Raw genomic sequence first — 16,773 nt, 5'->3', positions numbered from 1 at the left:
GGCGCCGTTACCGCAGCACGGCCGCCCGACTCCCGGGATGTGTTGACTTTCACACAGACCGTCTGCAACTCTGCGAGCGCACCACGCAAAAAAACGACAAGCAGACGGAACTTTGCGACAAGCAACGATTTCGCCTGCTTGCGCCCCCCTGCACCCGCCCAACGAGAAGGGCCGGCACCACGATGTCACCGACGACACGTGCTCGTTCACGCCTAGCCGCGGCGCTGCTCGCGCTGTCCGTCACCGCGTTGACCCTGGTCACCCCTGCCGCCCAGGGCGCTCCCGCCGCCGCGCTGGTCCACGACGGCGACCGGGGCACCTACTGGCAGACCGACTCCCTCCCCCGGTCGGTCGACCTCGACCTCGGCGCGCCCACCCGGATCGACCAGGTCCGGCTGTCCGTGCCCGAGCACTGGGGCGAGCGGACCCAGACCCTGAGCGTCCAGGCCGGCCTGGACGGCGGGGGCCTGGCCACGCTCGTCCCCTCCGCCACCCACACCTTCACCCCCGACCGGGGCAACCAGGTCACCCTCGACGTCGACCCGACGCTGGTGCGCTACGTGCGGGTCGAGGTGACCGGCAACAGCGCGGGTCGGGGCGCGCAGCTCGCCGAGGTCGACGTCCGCCGGGTCGTCGACGCGCAGGCCGTGCTGCCCGCCACCTACACCGCGAGCAGCCACAGCGACGTCTACCAGGCGCCCAACGCCGGCGACGGCAACCAGGCCACCTACTGGGAGAGCGCCAACAACGCGTTCCCGCAGTGGCTGCGGGCCGACCTGGGCGCGGCCCTGAAGGTCGACCGCGTGGTGCTCAAGCTGCCCACCGCGAACTGGGGGGCGCGCACGCAGACGCTGGCCGTGCAGCACAGCACGGACGGCACGACGTTCGGCGACCTCGTCCCGTCGGCGCCCTACACCTTCAACCCCGCCTCGAACAACACGGTGACCATCCAGTTCACCGCCACCACCACGCGGTACGTGCGGCTGTGGATCACCGGCAACACCGGCTGGCCCGCCGGCCAGGTCGCCGAGTTCGAGGTGCACGGCACCTCCGGCGGCGACACCCAGGCGCCCGCCGCGCCGACCAACCTCGCCTACAGCACGCCGCAGTCCGGCCAGATCCGGCTGACCTGGTCCGCCGCCACCGACAACGTCGGCGTGACCGGCTACGACGTGTACGCCAACGGCCAGTTGCGCACCAGCGTCGCGGGCAACGTCCTGAGCTACACCGACAGCCAGCCCGACGGCGTCGCGGTCACCTACTACGTGGTCGCCAAGGACGCGGCGGGCAACCAGTCGCCGCAGAGCAACAGCGTCACCCGGCCCGGCAGCGGCGGCGCGAACCTCGCCAAGGGCAAGCCGATCACGGCCAGCTCCCACACGTTCACCTTCGTCGCCGCCAACGCCAACGACGACGACGTGAACACCTACTGGGAGGGCGCCACCTACCCGAACACGCTGACCACCCAGCTCGGCGCGAACGCGGACCTCACGTCGGTCACGCTGCGGCTCAACCCGTCGTCGGCGTGGGGCGCGCGCACGCAGAACATCCAGGTCCTCGGCCGCGAGCAGAGCGCGTCCGGCTTCACCGGCCTGGTCCCGGCCCGCGACTACCGCTTCGACCCGGCCACCGGCAACTCGGTGACCATCCCGCTGACCGCGCGCGTCGCGGACGTGCAGCTGCGCATCACCGCCAACACCGGCGCGCCCGGCGGCCAGGTCGCCGAGTTCCAGGTGTTCGGCACGTCGGCGCCCAACCCGGACCTGACCGTCACCGGCACCTCGTTCACCCCGGCGAGCCCGGTGGAGACGAACCCGATCACGCTGTCCGCGACCGTGCGCAACGCGGGCACGGCCGCCTCCGCGGCCACCGACGTGACCTTCTTCCTGGGCGACCAGCCCGTCGGCACCGCCCAGGTGGGCGCGCTGGCGGCGGGCGCGTCGGCGACCGCCTCGGCCGACATCGGCCCGCGCGGCTCCGGCTCCTACCAGTACACCGCCAAGGTCGACGAGACGAAGAAGGTCGTCGAGCAGGACGAGGCGAACAACGCCCGCCTGCACCCGTCGGCGCTCGTGGTCACCCCGGTGCCCAGCTCCGACCTGGTCGCGACGGTCTCCTGGTCGCCGGGCAACCCGTCGAACAACCAGAGCACCACCTTCAGCGCCGTCCTGCGCAACGAGGGCACCATCGCCACCGCCGCCGGCGCGCACGGCGTCACGCTGACCGTCCTCGACTCCGCCGGCACCGCCGTCCGCACCCTGACCGGCGGCTACACCGGCACGATCCAGCCGGGCCAGTCCGCGCCGCAGGTCACCCTCGGCTCGTGGACCGCGGCCAACGGCAACTACACCGTCCGCACCCAGGTCGCGGTCGACGCCAACGAGATCGCGGCCCGGCAGGCCAACAACCTGTCCACCCAGCCGCTGTTCGTCGGCCGCGGCGCGAACGTGCCGTGGCAGCACGTCGAGGCCGAGGACGGCGTGGTCGCGGGCGGCGCCGCCAAGATCGGCCCGAACCGCACCATCGGCGACCTCGCCGGCGAGGCGTCCGGCCGCCGCGCGGTGACGCTGAACAGCACCGGCGCGTCGGTCGAGTTCACCACCGGCACCGCCACCAACACCCTGGTCACCCGGTTCTCCATCCCGGACGCCCCGGGCGGCGGCGGCATCAGCGCCACGCTCAACGTCTACGTCAACGGCACCTACCACAAGGCCATCGACCTGACCTCGCGCCACATCTGGCTCTACGGCAACGAGGCCAACCCCGGCAACTCGCCGGGCGCCGGCGGCCCGCGGCACATCTACGACGAGGCCAACGTGGTGCTCGACGGGACTTTCCCGGCGGGCACCAAGATCAAGCTCCAGAAGGACGCCGCGAACACCACCAGCTACGCCATCGACTTCGTCAACTTCGAGAACGCGGTGGCGCAGGCCAACCCCGACCCCGCCCGCTACGTCACCCCGGCCGGGTTCGGCCACCAGGACGTGCAGAACGCGCTCGACCGGTTCCGCATGGACACCAGCGGCACCCTGCTCGGCGTGTACCTGCCCGCGGGCACCTACACCACGGCGCAGAAGTTCCAGGTGTACGGCAAGCCGGTCCGCGTGATCGGCGCCGGCCCGTGGTTCACCCGGTTCGTCGTGCCCACCACGCAGGAGAACACCGACGCGGGCTTCCGCGCCGAGTCCTCGGTGAACGGCTCGACGTTCAGCGGGTTCTCGTTCTTCGGCAACTACGTGTCGCGCATCGACGGCCCGGGCAAGGTGTTCGACTTCGCCAACGTCTCGAACATCACCATCGACAACATCTGGGCCGAGCACATGGTGTGCCTGTACTGGGGCGCGAACACCGACTCCATGACCATCAGGAACTCGCGCATCCGGGACATGTTCGCCGACGGCATCAACATGACCAACGGCAGCACGGACAACCTCGTGCAGAACATCGAGGCGCGCTCGACCGGCGACGACAGCTTCGCGCTGTTCTCGGCGATCGACGCGGGCGGCGCGGACGAGAAGAACAACGTCTACGAGAACCTGACGTCCCTGACCACGTGGCGCGCGGCCGGCCTGGCGGTCTACGGCGGCTTCCTCAACACCTTCCGCAACATCTACGTGGCCGACACGCTGACGTACGCGGGCGTCACCATCAGCTCGCTGGACTTCGGCTACCCGATGAACGGGTTCGGGCCCGAGCCGACCACGTTCAGCGGGATCACGCTGGTGCGCACCGGTGGCCACTTCTGGGGCGCGCAGACGTTCCCGGGGATCTGGATGTTCTCCGCGTCCAAGCCGTTCCGGGGCATCCGGGTCAACGACGTGGACATCGTCGACCCGACCTACAGCGGGATCATGTTCCAGACCAACTACGTGGGCGGTCAGCCGCAGAACCCGGTGCAGGACACGGTGCTGACCAACGTGTCGATCTCGGGGGCGCGGCTCAGCGGTGACGAGTTCCAGGCCAAGTCCGGCATCGGCGTGTGGGCCAACGAGCTGCCGGAGGTCGGGCAGGGGCCGGCGGTGGGCTCGGCGACGTTCAACAACCTGCGGTTGAGCAACAACAACGAGAACATCCGCAACCGCACGTCCACCTTCACCATCACGGTCAACCCGTAGCACCACCCGGCGGCGCCGTCCCGGATTCCGGGGCGGCGCCGGCCGGTTTTGGCCCCTTCCCGCCGCTCACGGGGTGCGCGATGCTCGTCCTCCGGGGAGAGGAGTGCCATGCGCGCAACCCTGACCGGCGTCGTCGCCCTCGCCGCGGTCACGACCGCGACCACCGGCCTCGCCCGGGCGGGCGAGGCCGCTGCCGTCGGCCTGCCGGCCTCGTCGTCGCTGGTGGTCAACGAGGTGATGACCCGCGGCCCCTTCGGCAGCACCGACGAGTTCGTCGAGATCCGCAACGTCAGCCCGCGGCCGGTCGAACTCGACCGCTTCGAGATCAGGCTCTACCTCGCGAACGGGATGTACTGGGGCTTCTCCTTCCCGGTGGGGACCGCGGCCCTGGAGCCCTACGGGCGGCAGGGCGACGTGCTGGTGCTCACCGGTTCGGCCTTCAGCGGCACGGTCCCTCCCGAGGTGCAGGTGCTGTCCCTCTCCCCGCAAGTCGACATCCCGGACCTCGGTGGTGTGGCGGTCTACACCGAGGCCGGCGTGAAGGTCGACGCGGTGGGCTTCTCGTTCGCGGTTCCCCCGGCGGGGCGCGAGGGCACGCCGGCGAGCCCGCCTCCCGGGGGACCCGCGCTCTTCTCCTCCGGTCGTGACGCGGTGAGCACCGACACCGACCGGAACCGGACCGACTTCAGCCTGCGCGACCCCACCCCCGGCACGCCGAACTGACCCGGCGCGCCGGTCGAGGTGACGGCGCGCGTCCCGACGGCGCCCGTACCGGTCAACCGTCTTGGAGAGCGCTCTCACCGACCCTGTTGACGAGGTCTGGACCAACTGCGAAGCTTCCTCACGAGAGCGCTCTCACAACCTCTCCTCCCTGCACAAGGAGCTGTCGTGAGACTCATCGCGCAGTGCTGCGCGGCGGTGGTGGCCGCCGCGTTCGTCGTCGTGCCCACCGCCCAGGCCGCACTACCAACCTCGTCCCCGGCGGACCCCCTGCACGCCGCCCTGGCGCGCGACCTGGGGTGGAGCCCCGCGGACGCCGCCGTGCACCAGGCGGCCGAGGCGGCGGCCGCGCCGGTCGAGAAGGCGCTGAGGGCGCGCCTGGGCGACCGGTTCGGCGGCGCCTGGTACGACGGCGGCCTGAAGGTCGGCGTCGTGGACCCGGCCGACGCCGCCGCGGTCCGGGCCGCCGGCGCCACCCCCGTGCCCGTACCCCGGACCGAGAAGTCCCTGGTCGAGGCCAAGGCGAAGCTGGACCGCGCGCCCGCCGGGGCGGACGTCCACTCCTGGTACGTCGACCCGGCGTCCAACGCGGTGGTGGTCGACGCGCGCACGGACGCGGCCGCGCGGGCCTTCGCGTCCCGGGCCGGCGTCGAGGTCAAGCCGGTCGTGTCGGCCAACGCGCCACGCCCGGTCTACGACCTGCGCGGTGGCGACCAGTACGTCATCAACGGCAACACGCTGTGCTCGGTCGGCTTCCCCGTCAACAACGGCGGCTTCGTCACGGCCGGCCACTGCGGCGGCACGGGCAGCCCGACGCTCGGCTACAACAACGTCGGCCAGGGCACCTTCGCCGGTTCCTCGTTCCCGGACAACGACTACGCCTGGGTCCGCACCAACAGCAACTGGGCGCCCACCCCGTACGTGAACAACTACTCGGGCGGCAGCGCCGCGGTGGCCGGGTCGCAGGAGGCGGGCGTCGGCGCGTCGGTGTGCCGGTCGGGCCGCACCACGGGCTGGCGCTGCGGCACCGTCCAGGCCAAGAACGTGACGGTCAACTACTCCGGCCGCCTCGTCCACGGCCTGACCTCCACCACGGCGTGCGCGGAACCCGGCGACTCCGGTGGCGCGTACCTGTCGGGCAACCAGGCGCAGGGCGTCGCCTCCGGCGCCGCGGGCACCTGCGCCGGCGGCGGCACGTCGCTGTTCCAGCCGGTCAACGAGATCCTGAGCGCCTACGGCCTCCAGCTGACCACCACGGGCGGCGGCGGCACCAGCCGGATCATCGGCTACCAGGACAAGTGCGTCGACGTGCCCAACAGCAACGGCGTCGACGGCCAGCGCCTCCAGGTCTGGGACTGCAACGGCACCAACGCGCAGAACTGGACGTTCCCCGGCGACGGCACCGTCCGCGCCTTCGGCAAGTGCATGGACGTGGCCTGGGGCTCGCGCGACAACGGCGCCGCCATCCAGCTCGCCACCTGCTCGGGCAACCCGGCCCAGCAGTTCGTGCTGAGCGCGGCGGGCGACCTGGTCAACCCCCAGGCGAACAAGTGCGTGGACGTCACGTCGTGGGGCGGCAGCGGCACGCCGCTCCAGCAGTGGGAGTGCACGGGCGGCGCCAACCAGAAGTGGCGCCGCGGATAAATCTCCCGACGTTAGTCGAATTCGGCCGCGGTGGTCCACCGACTACCGCGGCCGAATTGCGTCGAAAATGCCGTTACTCGAACGGCGGTATGCCGCCCCGAACGGACCGGGCACCTTGTGCGTGCGGCTGATCTGCCGCGAACAAGTTCCGAATCCTTGTTTGGGGGTCTTTCGACCATGCCCGGAAGACGAATCGGGAAGTTGTTCGGCCTGCTCGGGGCGTCCGCCCTGGCGCTCGTGACCTCGACCGCGACCGCGGGCGCCGCCCCGGCCCCGGACGACGTCCCCGCGCGCCAGGTGAAGGAGTACAAGTCCGAGGTCGTCCTGCCCGTCGGGTCGGTGGCGCGGACCGCTCCGACGAACGGCGGGGTGGGCGCGCTCACCGACCCGCCCATGGGCGGCTGTGAGATGAAAGCCCAGTTCAGCACCACCGCGTACTACGAGGAGTGGTACCTGGTCGAGACGGTGACGCTCTACTACGGGGACATCGTCTGCACCACCACCGCGCCCGGCCAGGAAATGCAGGAGCTGACCGCGCAGGCCCAACTCCTGATCGACGACGTGGTGCAGTGGGAAGACGACACGAATGCCTGCACCGGCTGCAACAGCATGTGGTCCGACGGCCGTGCCGGGTGTTTCAGCCTCGTGCAGAAGTGCTACGGCACGTACAAGTCGCGCACCAATGTGACGGCGTTGCTGCCCGACGGTTGGATCTACACCGGCCCGCCCTGGGAGGGCTGCACCCTGATCGGCCCGCCGGAGGCGTTCTGCGTCGTGGAGTCCACCACCGCGGAAATCCCGTACGTCTACACGCCGTGAGTTGAGCGGCGCCGCGGCGGGGTGCTCGGCGAGCGCCCCGCCGCGGTGCCGCGGGTGGGAGGATCGGGTCATGTCGACGAGTTCGTTCGACGAGGTCGGGCGGCGGGGCCGCGAGCAGGCGCCGCCGCCCTTCACCCGCTTCGTCCCGCACGTCCTGCCGGCGGGACTCCTGGTGGCGGGCAACGACGCCGCCAAGGTCTTCCTGGTCGCCGCCTGGTGCTGGCCCGACTGCGTGACGCTGGACCTCGCCGTGTTCGCGCGCGACCCGGAGGTGCGGGTGCCGCCGCTGTTCCGGCACCCGCTGGCCACCGGCTCCGGTCCGGGGCCGTCCGGCCCGGTGCTGGCGGTCTCCTACGCCGACGGCCGCCGGTTCACCACCCTCGACCGCTACGACGGCGCACCCGTGGGGGACGCGGCGTTGCGGGCGACACCGGGCAGGTCGTCCGGTGGACCGGGGCACCGCCGCGAGTCCGCCCACCTGGCGCCCCTGCCACCGGCCGGCCCCGTCGTGCTGGCGGCCAGGTGGGACGACCTCGGACTGGTCGAGGGGCGGGTCGAGATCAGCGGCGCCGACGTCCTCGCCGGGGCCGCGAGGGCCAGGCCGGTGTGGGGTTGAGGTCCTCGTGACCCTCCCGTCCCGGGGTCGTGCACCAGGGCCGAAACCGGTGACCTCCCCGAGGCAGCGGCACCACCGCGCCCCTAGCGTCGGCTCCGTGCCCCCGATCAAAACCCTCGGCGTCCTCACCGGCGCCCTCCTGCTGACCACGACCACCACCGCCTCGGCGACCCCCGACCCGGTCCTGCCCGCACCGACCGGCCCGCACCGCGTCGGCAGCGTCGACCTGCACCTGGTCGACGAGACCCGACCGGACCCGTGGGTGCCCGGCACCACCCGGGAGCTGGTGGTCACCCTCCGCTACCCGGCGCCGCGCACCGACCACCCCCGGACGGCCTTCCTGCCACCGGGGGCGGCCGCGGTGGTGGCCGAGGTGGACGCCGCCCGGCTCGGCGTCGACCCCGCCTCGCTCGACTACGGCTTCCCCACCCACGCCCGCGCGAACGCGCCCGTGCTCGGGGGCAGGCACCCCGTGGTGCTCTACTCGCCCGGCGCCGGCGAGTCGCGCGCGTTCGGCACGGCCCTGACCGAGCAACTGGCCTCCGAGGGCTACGTGGTGGTGGCGATCGACCACACGCACGAGGCGCCGGCGGTGGAGTTCCCCGACGGGCGCGTGGCGCGGCGCGCGGTGCCGCGGCAGACCGCCGAGGTGCTGCGCGCGATGATCGACACCCGGGTCCGGGACGCGCAGTTCGTCCTGGACCGGCTGGAGGTCCTGACCCGGGGCGGCAACCCGGACGCCGCCGGGCGGGAGCTGCCCCACCTGCTGGGCCGGTCGCTGGACCTGTCGCGGGTCGGCGCGTTCGGCCACTCCGGCGGCGGCTTCACCGCCGCCGAGCTGATGCGGTCCGACCGGCGCGTCGACGCGGGCGCCGACCTGGACGGCAGCATGACCTACTCCCGGTCGGCGCTGGACTTCGGCCGGGTCGCGCACGAGGGGCTGGACCGGCCTTTCCTGCTGATGAGCGCCGGTGACCACAGCGCGGCCACCGACCCGTCGTGGCGGCTGTTCCTGGGCAACCACCGCAGCTGGGTCCGCCAACTGCACCTGCCCGCCGGCGAGCACTTCTCCTACACCGACCACCAGGTGCTGCTGCACCGCGCGGGCGTGCCCGCGCAGGCGCGGGCGGGCGCGGTCGGGACCGTGGACCCGCTGCGGAGCACCGCGTCCCAGCGCGCCTACCTCGGTGCCCACTTCGACCTGCACCTGCGCCACCGGCCGACGCGGCTGTTCGACGGCCCGTCGCCCGCGCACCCCGACGTGGTGTTCCCCGGCTGACGGCGGCGGCCCCCGGGAGGACGCACCCGGGGGCCGCTGCTCACCTCGTCGGGACCGTCACGGAACGCTGATCCTGCCCACGCCCGCGCCGCCCTGCACGATCGACTTCACGCCGCTCGCCGAGTCCAGCGCGTAGGAGTAGGGGATGGACTTGACGCTGCCGCCCTGGTCGCCCGAGCCCGAGCTGACGAAGTGGTTGTTGCGCGCCACCAGGTTCGCCGGGTCCGAGTCGCCCTCACCGCGGTGGAACGGGTCCCGGGTGTTCTCGAAGTAGTTGCCCTCGACGAGGACGCCCGCCTCCTGGGTCGAAGCGACGCCGTAGGAGGTCACGCCGCCGTAGTAGTTGTTGTAGACGTGCACCGGGTTGCCGAACCGGACCCGCGGGTGCCGCTGGTTCGTGCCGTCGAACCAGTTGTGGTGGTAGCTGACCCGCAGCTTGCCGCGGTCCTCGCCGCCGTTGTCGTCGCTGTGGCCCAGCAGCATGGTCTTGTCGTGGCTGCTGATCTTGTTCCAGGACACGGTCACGCAGTCGGACGCGCGCTTGATGTCGATCGCGCCGTCGTAGCCGTTGCGCAGGCTGTTGTGGTCGATCCAGACCCGCGTCGAGTACTGGACGTTGATCGCGTCGTCACCCCAGTTGCTGAAGTTCAGGTTCCGGATGATGACGTTCGACGCGTTGGCCACGTTCAGGCCCTGCCCGGTGAACCCGGAGCCGGAGCCGACGCCGAGGATCGTCTTGTTGGACGCGACCTTGGTCATGCTCGACAGGCTGATGGTGCCGGACACCAGGATCACCGAGGCCGAGGACGACTGCGCGGCGGAGGCGAACTGGGAGGCGGTGGTGACGGTCACCCGGGAGGCGCTGCCCCCACCGGTGGTGCCACCGCACTGGGTGGCCCAGCCCTCCAGGTTGAACGAGGCGGCGTTGGCCGTGGGAGCCATGGCCGCGGCCGCGGCGAGCGCGGTCACGGCGAGCAGCGCACGGGACTTCGTGCGAGACATGCGGTTTCCTCCATACGACTGTGGATGGAAAAGGGAACCGGCGGCGGTTGGCATGGCGGCGGCACGGGCATTACACCGGGATCACCACCTCTCGACGGTGTGCTGGCGGATGTGCTCGACGTCGAACTCGTCACCGAGGCCGGGAGCCGCCGGCATGGTCACGAACCCCTCGTCGTCGAGCGGGTCGGCGATCGCGAGCCGGTGGGGCGGCACGCGGTCGAAGTCGTGGTGCGGGTGCAGCAGGCCGCGCTCGTACCAGCGGCCGTTGTCGGTGCCGCCGAGCACGGCCAGGCTCGCCGAGCCGTCGCCGTGGATCTCGCAGTCCATGTTGAACGCCTCGGCCAGGTGCAGCGCCTTGAGCGTCGGCGAGATGCCGCCCACGTCGGTCGGGCCGGCGCGCAGGATGTCGCACGCCCCGGAGGTCACCCACTCGGCGCGGCTGAGGTGCTTGCCCCACGCCACCTCGGGGCCGATGACCGGGACGGACAGCTGCTCGGACAACCACCGGTAGGAGCTGATCGACGCCTCCTCCATCGGCTCCTCGAACCAGTAGTAGTCCAGGTCCTCCAGCGCGCGCCCCAGCTCCAGCGCCTCGGTGCGCGAGTACCAGTGGTTGGCGTCGAGCATCAGCGCCACCGACGGGCCGACCGCCTCGCGCACCGCCTCGCAGGCGGCGATGTCGGCCCGCACGCTCGGCGCGCCGGGCACCGGCGGCATCCACGTGTGCAGCTTGATGGCCCGGTAGCCGCGCTCGACGAGCTGCTTGGCGAACTCCGCGTAGTCGCCGGGCGTGGACAGCCCGCCGGGGATCTCGTCACCGCACATCGTGCTGGCGTAGGCCGGGACGCGGGACCGCGCGCCGCCGATGAGCTTCCACACCGGCAGCCCGGCGCGCTTGCCCACCAGGTCCCACAGCGCGGTGTCCACGTAGCCCAGGGCGCGGTCGGTGAACCGGCCGTGCGACCCGCGCTGCTTGCGGGCCATCTTCCGCCACAGCAGCTCCCGGTCCCACGGGTCCGCGCCGAGCAGCACGGGCTTGACGATCGACTCCAGCACGGCCGGGCGCAACTGGTCCGGGTGCGCCTGCACGCGCCCCACCACGCCGTCGGAGTCGGTGATCTCCAGCACGGCCTCGCGGACCTCGTGCTCGGCGCTCGGGTGCCGGTGCCCGTGCGGGTCCACCGCGGTCCACGCGGTGGTCGTGAACACCGACACCTCGACGCGCTCGATCATTTGCGGTCCTCCCACTCCTTCTGCGCCGCGGTCAGCTGCTCGGCCATGGTGTTGAGGAAGTCCTGCGCGGACAGCTCGCCGAGCAGCACCTTCTGGTACTGCGGCTCGTTGTCGGCCTTGGTGATCGACGAGTACTGCGGCAGGTAGACCGGGGCGGGCACGAGGACCGTGGCCGGGTCCTCCAGGACGCCGAGCGCCATCTTCACGTGGGCGGCCTCGTCGATCCACGCCGCGCTGCGCACGTCAGTGTTGGCCGGGATCTGGCCGACCTTCTCGTTCCAGTAGCTGTTGGACTCGGCGGAGGTCAGGAACTCGGCGAACTTCCACGCCGCGTCCTGGTGCTCGCTGTTGTTGAACACCGCGAACCCGTCGGTCGGGTTGGGCACGACGGTCCGCTTGCCGCCGGGGCCGACCGGCAGCGGGATCGCGGCGACCTTGTCGCCGAGCGCCTTGGTCACGTCGCTGTAGGAGCCGAGGTTGTGGTGCATCATCGCGACCGAGCCGCCGGTGAACTGCGCGATCATCTGGGTGAAGCTGTTGTTGACGTCGGCCTCGGGGGTGGCCTTCTTGTAGAGCTTGGCGATCTTGTCGACCAGCTCGGCGTTGGCGCTGTCGCCCAGCGTGCTCTTGCCGTCCTTGAAGAAGCTGTCCACGCCGGAGTACGCGTACGCCTCGGTGATGAGCTGGAACACCGAGCCGGCGCCGCCGCGGATGGTGTAGCCGTACCTGTTCGCGGCCGCGTCGGTGAGCCTGGTGGCGGCGGTGGTGAACTCGTCCCAGGTCTTCGGCGGCTCCAGGCCCGCGGCCTCGAACCAGTCGGTGCGGTACCAGATGATGTCCATGTTGGCCGACGACGGGACGATGTAGAGCTTGCCGTCGGGCGCGGTCTGGCGGACGGTCTCCACCAGGGAGGGCAGCAGCTTGTCCTTGAGCGCGCCGCCGTTGATGCGGTCGTCGAGCGGCGCCAGCGCCTGCTGGCCGACCAGGTGCGCGAGGTAGGAGGTGGTCACGCCGCCCACGTCGGGCGTCTCGCCGCCGGCGATGGCGGTGTCGTACTTCTGCTGCACCGACGCGCTGGGGATGCCGACGTACTCGACCTTGATGGTCGGGTTCGCGGCCTCGAAGCGCGAGATCAGCTCCTTGTAGATCGGCTCGCGGGCGGGGCCGCCGTTGTTGTCCCAGAACGTGATGGTGACGTTCCCGTCGCTGCCCGCACCTCCCCCGGACGAGCAGGCGGACAGCGCCAGCGCGGCGGCGGCCGCGGCGACCAGCAATCTCCTCATGATGCTCCCTATCCCTTGACAGCCCCGGCGCTGAGCCCCTGCACCAGGAACCGCTGCACGACGGCGAAAACCAGGACCACCGGCACGGCCGCGACCACGCCACCGGCGGCGAGCGCCCCGAAGTCGGTGTTGAACTCACCCAGCGTGTAGCTCAGGCCGACCGGCAGGGTGAACTTGTCCTGCCTGGTCGCGAACATCAGCGCGAACAGGAAGTTGTTCCAGGCGCCGATGAACGCGAACGACCCGACCGCCACCAGGGCGGGCTTGAGCTGGGGCAGGACGACCGCGAAGAAGGCGCGCGGGCGCGAGCAGCCGTCGACCATCGCGGCTTCCTCCAGCTCCACGGAGATGTTGCGGATGAACCCGCTCATCAGGATCAGCGACAGCGGGAGCTGGAACGCCACCTCCGCGATGACCAGGCCGGTGATGCTGTTGAGCAGCCCGAGGCCCTTGAAGATGACGAACAGCGGGATCAGCATCATCGCGCCGGGGATGAACTGGCTGCACAGCATGGCCAGCAGGAACACCCGCTGGCCGCGGAAGCGGAAGCGGGCCAGCGCGTACCCGCCCATCACCGACAGGATGGTCACGAACACCAGCACGCCGAGGCCCATGACCACGCTGTTGTAGAAGAACACGCCGAACCCGATGTCGTTCCACACCGTGTCGAAGTGCTCGAACGAGACGGGCCACGGCACGAGCTGCGTCGAACCGGTGGGCCGCACCGCGAACACCAGCATCCAGTAGAACGGGACGAGGGTGAACAACAGGTAGAGCACCAGCGGCACGCGGATCATCCACGGCTTGCCCGGCTCCTCGGCCACCGCCCGGCGACGGCGGCGCCCGGTCGGCGGCGGCGCGTGCGTGGTGCCGGCGATCTCGCGCACCAGGGTGTCGGTCTTGCCCAGCGTCTCGGTCATGCCCGGCTCCCGAACTTCGACAGCCGCAGGTAGGCGATCGAGAAGAACAGCAGGATCAGGAACCCGGCGACGGTCAGCGCCGAGCCGTACCCGAAGTTGTGCGAGTCGACGGCCTGCCGCGCCACGTACAGCGGCAGGGTCGTGGTCTGGTTGGCGGGTCCGCCGCCGGTCAGCGTGTAGATCAGGTCCACGTTGTTGAACTCCCACACCGCGCGCAGCAGGGTGGACAGGATGATCGCGTCCTTGAGGTGCGGCAGGGTGACGCTGGTGAAGCGCCGCCACCGGCTCGCGCCGTCGACGGACGCCGCCTCGTAGAGGTCCTTGGGGATGCTCTGGAGGTCGGCGAGCAGCAGGATCGCGAAGAACGGCACGCCGCGCCACAGCTCGGTCACCACGAGGGCGTCGAACACCGTGTCGGGGTTGCCGAGCACCGAGGTGCCCGGCGAGCCGACGCCCCACTCGGAGAGCACCTGGAAGATGCCCGTGGAGGGGTTGAGCAGCAGGATCCAGATGCCGGTGGTGAGCACCCCGGACACCGCCCACGGCGAGAACACCAGCGCCCGCGCCACGCCGCGGCCGATGAACGTCTCGTTGACGATCAGCGCGAGGACCAGGCCCAGCAGGAGCTGGAGCCCGACCTCGACGACCACCCACTTGGCGCTGAACGCGAGGCTCTGCCAGAACAGCGGGTCGTCGAACAGCATCCGGGTGAAGTTGTCGAGCCCCGCGAACCCGTTCTTCCACGGCTGGGTCACGTTGTACCGCTGGAGGCTGTAGTAGACGACGCTCCCGATCGGGTAGACCAGGAAGATCGCCATCAGCACCAGCGTCGGTGCGATGAGGGCGTAGGGCGCCCACGTGCGGGTCCTCATGCGGGGATCCAGTCGCCCAGGTAGGCGCGGACGGTGTGCTGCCGGGCCTGCTCGTCGGTGAGCGCGGGCCGGTCGGCGCCGGTGCCGGCGCCCGGGCCGGAGTTGCGGTACTCGGCGAACCGGGCCTCGCGCCACGGGAAGCCGGACATGTCGGTCCACGGCGCGGCCTTGACCGCGGCGGGCAGCCTGGTGTCGCGGATGACGACCGAGGCGACGGCGTCGGGGTCGCCGCCGGGGTGCCACGGGCGGCCGAGGTAGTAGGAGCCGGCGGGTGCGTCGCTGGTGATGGTGGAGTTCACGATGAGGAAGCCGTGGGGGTTGTCGCGGCGGGTGCTGGCGGCGGTGACGTACCCGGCGGGTTCGCCGTCGCGGGGCAGCGCCCGGATGGTGGTCTGGTCGAACACGGCGGTGGCGCGGCCGAAGACGAAGTCGACGTCGCCGACGACCTCGCAGCCCCGGTAGTACTGCCGGGCCCGGGTGGTGGCCGAGCGGGTGTCGGCGTAGAGGGTGTCCTGGTGGCCGAGGAAGCGGACCCGGTCGTAGTACTGGCGGTCGCCGGTGGCCTTGACCGCGACGGCCTGGGTCGCGGTGATCCCGGGGTGGGCGGCCCGGTCGAAGGAGTTGCTGAAGGTCAGGTCGCGGGCGGTGAAGCCGTCGGCCTCGACGGTGGCGGTGGCCGAACCGGTGGTGCCGTACGTGGTGCCGTCGGGCTTCTTGGTGCCGCTGGCGTTGTCGTAGTCGATGACGACGTCGCGTGCGGTGCCGGTGGAGCCCTTGAGGGTCAGGTCGCGCTTGGTGGCGGGCACCCGCAGGACCTCGCGGTAGACGCCCTTGCCGATGGTGATGGTGGTGCCGGCGGGCGCGGCGTCGACGGCGGCCTGCACGGTGTCGAAGTCGGTGCCCTTGGCGACGTGGTAGCGCTCGCGCTGGGGGGCGCCCGCCTTGAGGTTCTTGATCCGCTGGGCGGGTTCGAGGCCCAGCTTCAGCGTCGGCGTCCACCCGGCGTCGCCGGACAGCCGCGCGGTCGGGTTGGCCGCGTTGAAGGCGTCGAGCGCGTCGACCGGGCGGCCGTCGACGAGCGTGCCGACCTCGGTGATGGCGGTGCCGCCCCAGTTGTGGATGAGGTCCTCCACGGCGCCGCCGCCGGCGAGCTTGACGTAGTTGTTCTCCACGTAGAGGGCGGACTGCACGCCCACGCCCCAGGCGTAGACGAACGTGGGTCCGGGCTCGTAGAGGTTGTTGTAGACGTGCACCTGGCCGAACCGCACGCGGGGCAGGCGCTCCTCGGTGTTGCGGAAGATGTTGTGGTGCACGGAGACGCGCAGCTTGCCCGGGTCCGTGGTGGAGGTGTTGGACGAGCCGATCAGCATGGTCTTGCCGTGGTCCTCGAACAGGTTGTACGAGGCGGTGACCAGGTCGGAGCCGCTGGTGATGTCCAGGGAGCCGTCGTGCTGCTGGAACGGGCGTCCGAAGTGGACCGGCGAGGTGCTGTCCGGGTACGGCTGGTCGGTGAAGGTGTTGTGGTCCACCCACACGTTCGTGGCGCGCTGGAGCGAGACCTGGTCGTAGGCGGAGTTCCAGTTGCCCTCGGCGCCGTCGGTGGGGTCCCACTGCGGGAAGCAGTCGCGGGTGTCGCGGAAGGTGAGGTTGCGGATGATCACGTTGCTCACGCCGTGCACGCGCAGGTTGGCACCGGTGAGGCCGGCACCCCTGCCCTCGCCGACGATCGTGGTGTCGCCGCCCACCGCGAAGCCGATCGCGGCCTGCTGGTTGCGCGCGGAGGCGGCGCGGGCGTCCTCCAGCGGACCGCTGGGCTCGGTGTCGCGCCCCCACACGGCCGGGTCGTACGCGGCCAGGTAGGCGGGCAGCGCGTAGCCGTCGGTCGCGTAGGAGGAGCAGTCCTGCCGCACGTCGATGACGCCGCGCACCCTGATCAGCCGGGGCGCGGGCGCCGCCAGGGCGGCCCGCAGCTCCGCGGCCGTGCGCACCACGTGCTCGGTGGCCGCGGCCGAACCACCGGTGGTCCCGGTACCGCTCGACGCCCAGCCGTCACCGGGCCGGAGCACCTGCCTGCCCGGGTCTTGACCGGCGTGCGCGGGGGCGGCCGCCAACGCACCGAGGGCGCAGGCGAGCGCGAGCGCAGAACTGACGATCCGCATGTCGAGGGGCCTTCCCGGCGAGTCCGTTCATATTTGTGAACGCTTTCCAGAAGTGCGAACAGAGTATTACGAACGCGTTCGCCGCACGTCAACGACGTGCGTTGGTTCGAC

12 protein-coding genes are annotated in these 16,773 nt (G+C 71.3%); 6 read left to right on the top strand and 6 right to left on the bottom strand.

From position 1 onward, the window contains the following. Positions 1-182: 182 nt before the first annotated feature. From EKG83_RS12240 to EKG83_RS12215, 6 genes are all read left to right on the top strand, one after another. Positions 183-4,115 (top strand): discoidin domain-containing protein, encoded by a 3,933-nt coding sequence (locus tag EKG83_RS12240; RefSeq protein ID WP_033427217.1) that lies wholly within the window; start codon positions 183-185, stop codon positions 4,113-4,115. A gap of 108 nt (positions 4,116-4,223) precedes the next feature. Further along, positions 4,224-4,838 (top strand): lamin tail domain-containing protein, encoded by a 615-nt coding sequence (locus EKG83_RS12235; RefSeq protein WP_033427216.1) that lies wholly within the window; start codon positions 4,224-4,226, stop codon positions 4,836-4,838. 165 nt (positions 4,839-5,003) lie between these two features. Further along, positions 5,004-6,479: a ricin-type beta-trefoil lectin domain protein gene (locus tag EKG83_RS12230; protein ID WP_033427215.1), complete on the top strand. Its 1,476-nt coding sequence runs from the start codon at positions 5,004-5,006 to the stop codon at positions 6,477-6,479. A 177-nt stretch (positions 6,480-6,656) separates the two neighbouring features. Next, on the top strand, positions 6,657-7,298 hold the full coding sequence (locus EKG83_RS12225; protein WP_153278036.1) for a hypothetical protein: 642 nt from the start codon (positions 6,657-6,659) through the stop codon (positions 7,296-7,298). A gap of 70 nt (positions 7,299-7,368) precedes the next feature. Then, positions 7,369-7,914 (top strand): hypothetical protein, encoded by a 546-nt coding sequence (locus tag EKG83_RS12220; protein WP_033427213.1) that lies wholly within the window; start codon positions 7,369-7,371, stop codon positions 7,912-7,914. 97 nt (positions 7,915-8,011) lie between these two features. Continuing rightward, complete coding sequence (locus EKG83_RS12215) at positions 8,012-9,193, top strand: alpha/beta hydrolase family protein (RefSeq protein WP_033427212.1); 1,182 nt, start codon at positions 8,012-8,014, stop codon at positions 9,191-9,193. Positions 9,194-9,250: 57 nt separating this feature from the next. Here EKG83_RS12215 and EKG83_RS12210 read toward each other — a convergent pair whose 3' ends face one another. The 6 genes from EKG83_RS12210 to EKG83_RS47650 form a co-directional block, all read right to left on the bottom strand. Further along, positions 9,251-10,195, bottom strand: coding sequence for a pectate lyase family protein (locus tag EKG83_RS12210; protein WP_033427211.1), 945 nt, complete (start codon positions 10,193-10,195; stop codon positions 9,251-9,253). Positions 10,196-10,276: 81 nt separating this feature from the next. Continuing rightward, the gene (locus EKG83_RS12205; protein WP_033427210.1) at positions 10,277-11,428 is read right to left on the bottom strand and encodes an enolase C-terminal domain-like protein; all 1,152 of its coding nucleotides are present in this window, start codon (positions 11,426-11,428) and stop codon (positions 10,277-10,279) included. After that, positions 11,425-12,711 (bottom strand): ABC transporter substrate-binding protein, encoded by a 1,287-nt coding sequence (locus tag EKG83_RS12200; RefSeq protein WP_033427209.1) that lies wholly within the window; start codon positions 12,709-12,711, stop codon positions 11,425-11,427. The genes EKG83_RS12205 and EKG83_RS12200 overlap by 4 nt, the downstream gene beginning before the upstream one ends. An 8-nt stretch (positions 12,712-12,719) precedes the next feature. Beyond that, on the bottom strand, positions 12,720-13,631 hold the full coding sequence (locus EKG83_RS12195) for a carbohydrate ABC transporter permease (protein WP_033427208.1): 912 nt from the start codon (positions 13,629-13,631) through the stop codon (positions 12,720-12,722). Beyond that, complete coding sequence (locus EKG83_RS12190; RefSeq protein WP_033427207.1) at positions 13,628-14,503, bottom strand: carbohydrate ABC transporter permease; 876 nt, start codon at positions 14,501-14,503, stop codon at positions 13,628-13,630. The genes EKG83_RS12195 and EKG83_RS12190 overlap by 4 nt, the downstream gene beginning before the upstream one ends. Then, positions 14,500-16,662 (bottom strand): pectinesterase family protein, encoded by a 2,163-nt coding sequence (locus EKG83_RS47650; RefSeq protein ID WP_063741225.1) that lies wholly within the window; start codon positions 16,660-16,662, stop codon positions 14,500-14,502. Before EKG83_RS47650 ends, EKG83_RS12190 begins: the two co-directional genes overlap by 4 nt. Positions 16,663-16,773 lie beyond the last annotated feature (111 nt).

Origin of the sequence: Saccharothrix syringae, from assembly GCF_009498035.1 — a bacterium.
GTDB lineage: Bacteria > Actinomycetota > Actinomycetes > Mycobacteriales > Pseudonocardiaceae > Actinosynnema > Actinosynnema syringae.
The sequence above is the reverse complement of the archived record's forward strand: the minus strand, read 5'-3'. Positions and strand labels throughout refer to the sequence as shown.